The following is a 9,759-nucleotide window of genomic DNA, read 5'->3' on the forward strand; positions in this document are numbered from 1 at the left end:
ATAACTAAAATATGAGAAAGGAAAATATAGGGCGATTAAACACCACTCATATTGCATTAGATGACCAATATTACCTGCATTATAAATATTACCATCAGGATTTATTTAATGCATTTAGTAAATATGGCAGTGGTAAACTGCTTGATATAGGCTGCGGTAATAAACCCTATGGCGAAATTTTAAAACCCTATATCACTGAATATATTGGCTGCGACATCATACAATCAAGTGAAAACCGGGCTGATATTATATGCCCGGCAAATAATATTCCTCTATCAATCGGCTCTTTTGATACGGTAATTTCTACCCAAACAATAGAGCATGTTGAAGACCCCCAGGGTTTGGTGAACGAAGCCTACCGGCTTTTAAAAAAAGATGGTCACTTTATAGTAAGCGGCCCTATGTATTGGCCCTTGCACGAAGAGCCGTATGATTTTTTCAGGTTTACCAAGCACGGGTTTAAATATATTATGGAAAAAGCCGGATTCAGTGTTATTACCATTAATTCAAACGGGGGCAAATGGTCTGTCGTTGGCCAGGCTTTTATACATGCATTATTTCCGCTTATTTATCAGATTCAAGGGATCAAAGGGAAATTTGCAAGGTTTTTTTTTAAACTTACTGGGGGGGTTAAAACCATTAACAAGATATTTTCTTACCTGGATAATAGGTTTAAAGACCACACCAACACCATGAACTACGTTGTAGTTGCTAAAAAACAATAAAGTAATCTTATAATGGTTTCCGTAATTATACCTTGTTATAACGATGGTCATTTTTTACATGATGCGGTTAACAGCGTTTTAGATTCATCCTATAATAATATTGAAATCATTATTATTAATGATGGGTCGACGGATTTAAACACCCTAAAAGTACTGGAACAGCTTGAGCAGAAGGGTATAAAAATATTACACCAATCAAATAAGGGGTTAGGATTTTCAAGGAACAGGGGGATACAGGAGGCAAAAGGAAAATACATACTGCCTTTAGATGCGGATAATAAAGTAACAGCCGATTATATAAAAAAGGCTGTAAAATGGCTCGAAACATTGGATTATGATATTGTATATGCCAAACCCTTTTTCTTTGGTGAGGATTTGCCTGAAAGAAAATTCATCACTTATGCGTTTAACGGTAGTGATTTATTATCCAGAAATTATATCGATGCATGTGCAGTATTCCAGAAAACGGTTTGGGAACAGGTTGCCAATTATGACGAGCATATGCCCTTTGCCGGCCATGAAGATTGGGAATTTTGGGTACACAGTTTTTTAAAAGGATTCCGCTTTAAATTTATAGATGAAGAACTATTTGGTTATCGGATCAATAAAAAATCGATGATTGGTAATATGACGGACGATCGATTCGAAGCTAATCAAAATTATATCCTTTTGAAACATAAGGTTGCTGTTTTAGATCAGGTTCGGAAAGGGATATACTATCAGAAATTTTATGAAAATGATCAGAAAAATTATTTCAGAACAACCTTAAAATACTTTGTAAAGGCTGTAAAGAAGCTGATAAAGTTAAAATGAGCATCCATATTTCAGTAATTATCCCCAATTATAATCATGCCAGGTTTTTACAACAGCGTATTGAAACCGTTTTATGCCAGTCATACCAGAATTTTGAGCTTATTATATTAGATGATGCCTCAACCGATAACAGTAAGGATATTATTGAAACATACCGGTATCACCCCAAAGTGAGTCATATCATATATAATTCCGTTAATAGCTGCAGCACATTTAAACAATGGAACAAAGGTATTGAATTAGCCTCGGGAAAATATATCTGGATAGCCGAAAGTGATGATTATGCTGATTGCGAATTTATAAATACCTGTATGACTAAGATGCTTGCTGATGATACCATTGGCTTAGTTTATACCGACTCCACAGAGATAAATGAAAACAATGCCCCCTTAGGCAGATGGAGCAGATGGATGGAATATCTGGATATAAATTTATGGCAGGCAGATTTTGAATTAGACGGCCGGGAGATTAATTCAAAATACAACCATATAATTTGTGCCATTCCCAATGCCAGCTGCTCTGTATTTAAAAAATCAGCATACTTGAACACCCCATTTGTTAAGCTAATTGAAAACCTGAGGTTCACAGGCGATTGGTGGACATGGTTTTCTTTGATGCAGGAATCCCGTGTATACTACTGCCACCTRCCCCTAAACTACTTTAGGTATCATGCACATACCACGCGTTCCAATGTCAACGCGCGCCTGGTCAAGGTAAAAGAACTGTATCGAGCTATCCTGAAGTTTAAAAAAATGGTTGACGCACATCCTGACAAAAACATTCGGCAGAAAAGACTTTCAGAAATATACGCGATATGGAATCCGTCTTTAAGGCACTTTTTTATAAAAGAAAACATGGAAGTGTTAAAACTTGCATTGTCATGTGATGCAAAAGTCCCCTACAAACTTTTTAAAACAGTATTAAAAAGATTAAATGCTGTTTAACTCACTCCTGTTCCTGTTTTTCTTTTTAATAGTTACCAGTGCATATTATCTGCTTTCGCCAAAACTGCGATGGATATGGCTGCTCATATCCAGCTGTTACTTTTACATGTATTTTAAACCTGAGTATATTTTAATTATACTCTTTACTATCATTGTCGACTACGTAGCGGGTATATTAATTGAAAAAGCACAAAGCAAAACCAAAAAACTGTTCCTGCTAATAAGTTTGGCAGCCAATATTGGCGTGCTGGCTTTTTACAAATACTTTAATTTTTTTACCGGAAACATTAATTATATCACTCAAACATTTAACGGTCCGCAGATACCGCTTATAAATATATTATTACCCATTGGCCTGTCATTCCATACGTTTCAAGCCATGAGTTATACCATTGAGGTTTACAGAGGCAACCAGAAGGCCGAAAGACACCTGGGCCTGTATGCTTTATATGTACTTTTTTACCCGCAAATGGTAGCCGGTCCCATTGAAAGGCCCCAACATATTTTACCACAATTGCACCATCCGCGCAGGTTTAATAAAAAAACCTTTATAAAGGGGCTGTTCCTAATAACAATAGGCTTGTTTAAAAAAATGGTGATCGCTGATCGATTAGGTTTATACGTTGATCCTGTATTTAACAACCCGCACGGTCATCCTGGCATTGATCTACTTGTGGCAATTTATTTTTTTGCATTTCAGATATACTGTGATTTCAGCGGCTACTCAGATATTGCTATTGGCACCGCACTAACACTGGGCATTGAACTGATCCGCAATTTTAATATGCCCTATCTTTCCAAAAATATTTCAGAGTTTTGGCAGCGCTGGCATATATCGCTTTCAACCTGGTATCGGGATTACATATACATTCCGCTTGGCGGCAGCAGGAAAAAATTTTCAATAACCTGCGCCAATATCCTCGTCGTTTTCATCATTAGTGGCTTATGGCATGGTGCAAACTGGAAATACATTATGTGGGGCTTGATACACGGATTGCTGCTAATTGGCTACCAGCTACTCAAAAAATTCCGGGTCGAAATAAAAGGCCCCTATTTTTTTAAGTGGTTGCTCACTTTTAATCTGGTTTGCCTAAGCTGGACATTTTTTAGGGCTAATACTATTACCGACGGTTTTTACATTCTGAATAAAATTTTCTCTATGAATGGTTTTACCTATACAGCTGCAAATATCATGCAGTTAAAAGAAATTTTTTATTGCATATTTATTATTATTGGTTTATTGGCGGGCGAGTGGTATTTACAGCGTAAGGTCCAACTTTCAAACCGCAAAATGCTATTAACATCTTTAATATTTTTTATAGCTTGTTATTTTCTTGGCGTATTTAATGAGGCTCAGTTTATATATTTTCAGTTCTGATGAAAAAAACAGCAGATATATTGATACTGACAATTAGCTCGATAATCTTGCTGACCGCAATGAATCGCTCGTTTATTAATCGTATAAAACAGGATAGGTATTTTGATCACCTGAACACACAGGATACAGCAAGATCTTTATACCAGCGCATCCTCATCAGGTCAGATCGTTGGGGATACGGAGATCTTTATGGTTTATCTTACCTTACTCCATACCGACATAAGCTTGAGCCTTTTAAAACGTACCCGTCAAACAACTTAAAGTTATTAACAAATCGCATACTATATATTATCGGCGATAGCTTTTTGGCTGACAAAACCCTTACAAGTGCATTTGATGGTTTTGATAATATAATTTTTTTAGATAGGCGCTTTCCCTTTGGGCCAATCAAATTGGATAGTACCAAACAAAATTACTTGATATTGGAGTTTGCGGAGCGCAACCTTAACGGATATAATCCCAATCAAACCGGCGAAATAAAATGGACAAAAGCTGATATTAAAGCCAAGCATAACTATGGCCTGTCTTACCCTGTACCAGGAAACAATAATGATCAGCCGGCTTCAATTTTTAAGCGTATTAGCAATGTTATCTTTAATAAAGACTTGAGCAGAAATTTAGACCTGCTACTGTTTGATGATACATTATTTACACCGATAAAAGAGTTGAAGGCCGACTTAAACTATAATTTATTTGGCAGGGTAGCTAAAGAAGTAGCAGTGAGTACCGATAAGAAGCGATTGTTGCTGAACATAACAGTTGATACTGCCGATGTTCATTCGGCCTTCAATTACAAATCAGCAAAACAGATTGACAGTACAGTATTCAATCTGCAAACGGCAAAAAATTACTATACATCGATAGGCTTTAAAAAAACATGGCTTACCATTATCCCAAACCCGGTATCCCTCTATGATGATAAACGCATGCCTTATAATCATTTACTGGAAAGAATTGAACAACAAACCACCCTGCCATTGATCAGTGTTTATAAAATTTACAGATCAAACAGCCAAAATCTGTATTACCTGAGCGACGCGCATTGGAACCCTAAAGGATTTGGACTTTGGGTGAATGAAACCAACAGAACTTTGAAAAAAATTAATTGATGCCGGCAATATCAGTAGTAATGCCTGTTTATAATGGTTCCGCTTATTTAAGAGAAGCTATTGACAGCATACTGAACCAGACATTCACCGATTTCGAATTTATTATCCTCAATGATGGCTCAACGGACGAATCAAAAGAGATCATTTTATCGTATCATGACCCAAGAATCCGATTCCATCACAGCGAACTGAATATTGGGTTGCCTAAAACTCAAAATTTGGGATTGCAGCTTGCAAAAGGCAAATATATAGCTCGTATGGATAGTGATGACTTATCATTACCAGACCGGCTTGAAAGGCAATTTGCATATATGGAAACACATAAAGATATTGCTTTATGCGGTGGTTTTTTTGATTTTATTGGCCAGCAGGATACCATACGCAATTTTAACTGGGTTTCCTATACAGATCCTGAGCTTATAAAAATCAATCTGCTATTTGATTGTGCAATTTGCCAACCCACCGTAATGCTAAGAAATAGTACAATACAAGAAAACAACCTGTTTTATAACGAAGATTTTGAGGTGAGTGAAGATTATGAACTATGGGTTAGCATATCAAAAAAGTTTCAGATTGCCAATATTAACCATAAGGTACTCCATTACAGAATAAGTAACAATCAAATTTCAAGCAGGAAAAACCGCTTGCAAAGGGAGTATAAATTTAAAATTATAAAAGATCAGTTAAGCGTGCTTGGAATTGAACCAAACAATAGCGAGCTGAGGATACATGACTACATGTTTTATACCGCGATTATTATATCCTATGATTATTTGCCCAAGGTAAATGCCTGGATAAATAAACTAATTAAGGCAAATAATATTCATCATATTTATGATGAAACTAAATTCAAATCATTTTTAAATGAATTGTTACACTTAAACACAATRGCATTCAATGAGGGATTAATGACAGTGAGCACTAAGCAAAAACTCCTGTATTTGATTAAAAAATCATTGAAATGGGCTTCGATAAGATAAGCCACATAAAATAATCAAATGATCGTCGGTCTGCTTACACCCTACTATCCGGATGAACAAACTATCAGCAGTGGTATAGCGAACCATTTTTTTACTCTTGCAAATGCCTTGATAGATGAAGGTCATTATGTGGTTGTCATTCATATAAGGCCATCTTATGGTGAAAATGATCCTATTCGAAAAAAACAGCATCATCCGCAAATAACCCAGCTTACTTTTCCGGTACGTTTGTCAAAAAAAACCAATAAGTTTTGGGGTCGTAAATGGGCAGTACGCAGTTTTTTGCTCCAATTAAAATGTATGCTGATAACATTTAAAAGACTGGATAAAATTATTAAAGAGTATAAGATTGACGTTATTGAAACAACTAACTATTACTCGTTATGTTATTTAAATCTTTTTTTAAAAAAACCAAAAATCCCTGTTTCAATACGGGTAAGTACCACTTTTTTGCAAATAGCGGATGAGTTTTACCCATTTAAATCCCGGCTTTTGAACAAACTGGGTAAAATAGAAATCGCCATGATCAGGAAGAGTCGTTACCTTATTACCCACGCCCAACACCATGCACTGGAAATGGAACGGACCTATAGTATTAAAGCCGGCCGTTTTACCGTCATTCCGCACGGGCTCCCTTTGCCTTTATTACCTTCCCATCAACCCAATAATTCTAACACTACAACAATATTATTTGTTGGTCGGTTTGAATATCGAAAAGGTATTGACTTGCTGTTAAATGCTATTCCCATTGTCTTAAAGCAATATACCAACATAATTTTTAAGCTAATAGGATCTGATAATGAGCTCTTTTACGAGAAATCCTTTCAGGTTCAGCATCAGACGGATATCATTGAAAAGGTAATATTTTATGGTTCTTTAAGCCAGACAGAAACCAGGGCAGCATATGCCACATGTGATATTTTTGTTGCCCCATCCCGCTACGAATCATTTGGGTTGATATACATAGAGGCAATGAGTTACGGCAAACCCGTTATTGGTTTCAGAGTTGGTGGCGTTACAGATGTAATTGAAGATGGTTACAATGGTCTGTTTGCAGATACAGGTGATGTAGTAAGCCTGGCCAACAAGCTCATGGTATTAATAGCAAACGTGCATGCCAGAAAAACTATGGGTTTAAACGCCAGAAAAACAGTTGAAGCTAAATTCACAGCTAAACAGTTAGCCATTAGTTCTGCCATCTATTATCAGAAAATCATTAATAGCTATAATTGATGTTCATTTCTTTAATTATACCTACCTACAATCCCGATTTAAATAAGTTTAGTAGCGTATTAAATGCGCTTAGGCATCAATCACTGCATATTTCATTATGGGAAATAATAATCATTGATAATAATTCCACAAACAGCTTTCAACACCAACTTGATCTAAGCGGTTTTCCAAATTTAAAAATCGTAAAAGAATACCACCAGGGGCTAACGTATGCGCGGATAAAAGGCTTTAATGAAGCTAAGGGAGATATTATTATAATGGTCGATGATGATAATATTTTGGAGGCTAATTATCTCCAAATTGCTTTAAATACCTTTGCGGCGCATCCGCAATTAGGTTGTGCAGGCGGTAAATCCTTGCCCGAATTTGAGTGCACGCCACCTCATTGGTTAAAAGAGTTTTACATAAATCTCGCATTAAGGGATTTGGGAGATAAAGAAGTCATTAACCGATGGGCAAAAAATTATCCTACAGCGGCGCCGATAGGCGCTGGTATGGTTATTAGAAAGGTGGCTTTGCAATCATACGTCAACAGCATCACTTCAGGACAAAATATTATAGCAGACCGCACCGCGACCTCATTAATGTCGGGGGGAGATAACGAGATTGTAGTGGAAATCTTAAAATCAGGCTGGCAAGCAGGCTATTTTCCGGAGTTAGTGCTTTGGCATATCATCCCGGAAGAAAGAATGAAGGTAGATTATCTTTCAAAGTTAATTCGCAACACCAATAAGTCTTGGGTTCAATTGCTTGAAAAACATAACATCAATCCATGGGATAACATCAGTAAGCGGACCTTAGCATTTAGAAAACTAAAGGCGTACTTCAGCTACAAACCATGGAAAAACGAGGTAAACTTAATCAAATGGCATGGTGCATGCGGCATGTTTGAGGGGATGGTTAAATAGTGTTTCAACAGGTAATAAATACATTTTACAGATACCCAAAATCCAAGCTAAACAGCTACAAACGCTTCGGCGGGTATTTTAGCTATCAGGCAATGATGAGGGGACGCAGGCAAATGGCTAAGATGTCGCAAAATTTAACACCAGTTCAAAATTATGACGATGGCTTACCTGTTCATTTTTTAACAGGTAAAAATTATCTTTATCAAACTTTGTTCTGTATCCATTCGCTTACGAAAGTTGCTTCCGAAAAATTTAAATTTATTCTGGTTGATGACGGTAGTTTTGACAAGGCTATGATTGCACAGATTGAAAAACAACTACCTGGCTCTAAAATAGTTACAAAAAAAAACATTGCTAATAACCTGGATAAATATTTACCAGAAAGTACCTATCCCTGTTTGCGACAAAAAAGGAAAATATACCCTCATCTGAAAAAGTTAACAGATATCCATACGATTCCCGGCGATAATTGGAAACTGGTCATGGACTCGGATATGTTATTCTGGAAAAGACCCATGGAAGTTATAAGCTGGTATAAAAATCCGACACAACCTGTATATATGTTAGACTGTACGGAGAGTTATGGATATTCAAAACAACTTATGCAGGAACTTAGCGGCAACCCTATACCTGATCTACTAAATGTTGGGATTATCGGTCAAAAAAGTGCAGATATTGACTGGATAAAACTTGAAAACTGGATAAAAACGCTTGAAGAAAAAGAAGGAACCTCTTATTACCTGGAGCAGGCGCTGACAGCCATGCTTATCGGAAATAAAAAATCAATTATTTTAAACGCAGATCTATACAAGGTAAATCCGGTAATTATTAACGATAGCACGCCTGTTCTGCATCATTACGTTGATCTTTCAAAAAAAATCTACTACACAAAGGCATGGAAGAAAGTGTTAAGTTGAGCACTTATAAAAGGAACGTATTTAAAACATCTATTATGTTAAATCGTCATTGTTTATCACCAATTTATGAGAATAGGCCCACTAATTTATAAGCTTATTTTTGAACCTACCCTGCCTATCAGGTACAATCTAAAGCACTTTGGGCTGGTAGGTTGGCATAAAATTTATCAGGGGGAAAAACGAATGGAAAAAGCTGCCACAAACCTTACACCTGTTAAATTAACGGCTGATTTTATATTGGAGGTAAGTTACCTCACCGGTGCTAAATATTGGCACCAGACTTTGTTTTGTGCTTATTCTCTTGCCAATATTTTACTGGGACGTGTTAGAATAAACATCTATTCCGATGGAACACTTGATAACGGACATAAAGCATCGATAGAAAAAATCATTCAAGGTGTTATATTTATTTCTGATCATCAGGTAAGTGCACATCTCAACCATTTTCTTCCCAAAGAAAAATATCCTACATTAAGATACCTCCAGGGATGGCATCCATTTTTTAAGCGCTTAATTAATATTCATTCACGGCCGTCCTGGTCTGTTCACTTAGATAGTGACATGATCTTTTTTAACTATCCTGCACAACTTATAGATGCTTATACACATAAAAAATCTATCTATATGAAAGAGCAATTGGATAACTCATATTTTGTTGATAATGAAGATACATTAAAAGATAAATATCATATCCCATGCATAAGCTTTGTAAATGGTGGTATTATTGCTTACGACAGTGATAAGGTAGACTA

10 protein-coding genes are annotated in these 9,759 nt (G+C 36.4%); all 10 read left to right on the plus strand.

Features of this window, described 5'->3' with window-relative positions; translation table 11 throughout:
* Positions 1-11: 11 nt before the first annotated feature.
* Complete coding sequence (locus tag AC1DRQ_RS04660) at positions 12-725, plus strand: class I SAM-dependent methyltransferase (RefSeq protein ID WP_477422492.1); 714 nt, start codon at positions 12-14, stop codon at positions 723-725.
* A 12-nt stretch (positions 726-737) separates the two neighbouring features.
* A complete protein-coding gene (locus AC1DRQ_RS04665) occupies positions 738-1,538 on the plus strand; it encodes a glycosyltransferase family 2 protein (RefSeq protein WP_477422494.1) in 801 nt (266 codons plus the stop codon).
* Positions 1,535-2,482, plus strand: coding sequence for a glycosyltransferase family 2 protein (locus AC1DRQ_RS04670; RefSeq protein WP_477422495.1), 948 nt, complete (start codon positions 1,535-1,537; stop codon positions 2,480-2,482). The genes AC1DRQ_RS04665 and AC1DRQ_RS04670 overlap by 4 nt, the downstream gene beginning before the upstream one ends.
* The gene (locus AC1DRQ_RS04675) at positions 2,472-3,860 is read left to right on the plus strand and encodes an MBOAT family O-acyltransferase (RefSeq protein WP_429395269.1); all 1,389 of its coding nucleotides are present in this window, start codon (positions 2,472-2,474) and stop codon (positions 3,858-3,860) included. The genes AC1DRQ_RS04670 and AC1DRQ_RS04675 overlap by 11 nt, the downstream gene beginning before the upstream one ends.
* Before the next feature lie 59 nt (positions 3,861-3,919).
* Positions 3,920-4,969: a hypothetical protein gene (locus AC1DRQ_RS04680; protein ID WP_477422497.1), complete on the plus strand. Its 1,050-nt coding sequence runs from the start codon at positions 3,920-3,922 to the stop codon at positions 4,967-4,969.
* On the plus strand, positions 4,969-5,949 hold the full coding sequence (locus tag AC1DRQ_RS04685) for a glycosyltransferase family 2 protein (protein ID WP_477422499.1): 981 nt from the start codon (positions 4,969-4,971) through the stop codon (positions 5,947-5,949). The genes AC1DRQ_RS04680 and AC1DRQ_RS04685 overlap by 1 nt, the downstream gene beginning before the upstream one ends.
* Before the next feature lie 18 nt (positions 5,950-5,967).
* Positions 5,968-7,182: a glycosyltransferase family 4 protein gene (locus AC1DRQ_RS04690; protein ID WP_477422500.1), complete on the plus strand. Its 1,215-nt coding sequence runs from the start codon at positions 5,968-5,970 to the stop codon at positions 7,180-7,182.
* Positions 7,182-8,090: a glycosyltransferase gene (locus AC1DRQ_RS04695; protein WP_477422501.1), complete on the plus strand. Its 909-nt coding sequence runs from the start codon at positions 7,182-7,184 to the stop codon at positions 8,088-8,090. Before AC1DRQ_RS04690 ends, AC1DRQ_RS04695 begins: the two co-directional genes overlap by 1 nt.
* A 122-nt stretch (positions 8,091-8,212) precedes the next feature.
* Positions 8,213-9,007 carry a hypothetical protein gene (locus AC1DRQ_RS04700; protein WP_477422503.1) on the plus strand — a complete coding sequence of 265 codons (795 nt, stop codon included), beginning with the start codon at positions 8,213-8,215 and terminating at the stop codon, positions 9,005-9,007.
* A 66-nt stretch (positions 9,008-9,073) separates the two neighbouring features.
* Positions 9,074-9,759, plus strand: a 686-nt coding sequence (locus tag AC1DRQ_RS04705) for a hypothetical protein (RefSeq protein ID WP_477422504.1), incomplete at its 3' end; no start/stop codon positions are given.

It is taken from the genome of Mucilaginibacter sp. P4_E8 (genome assembly GCF_056401495.1).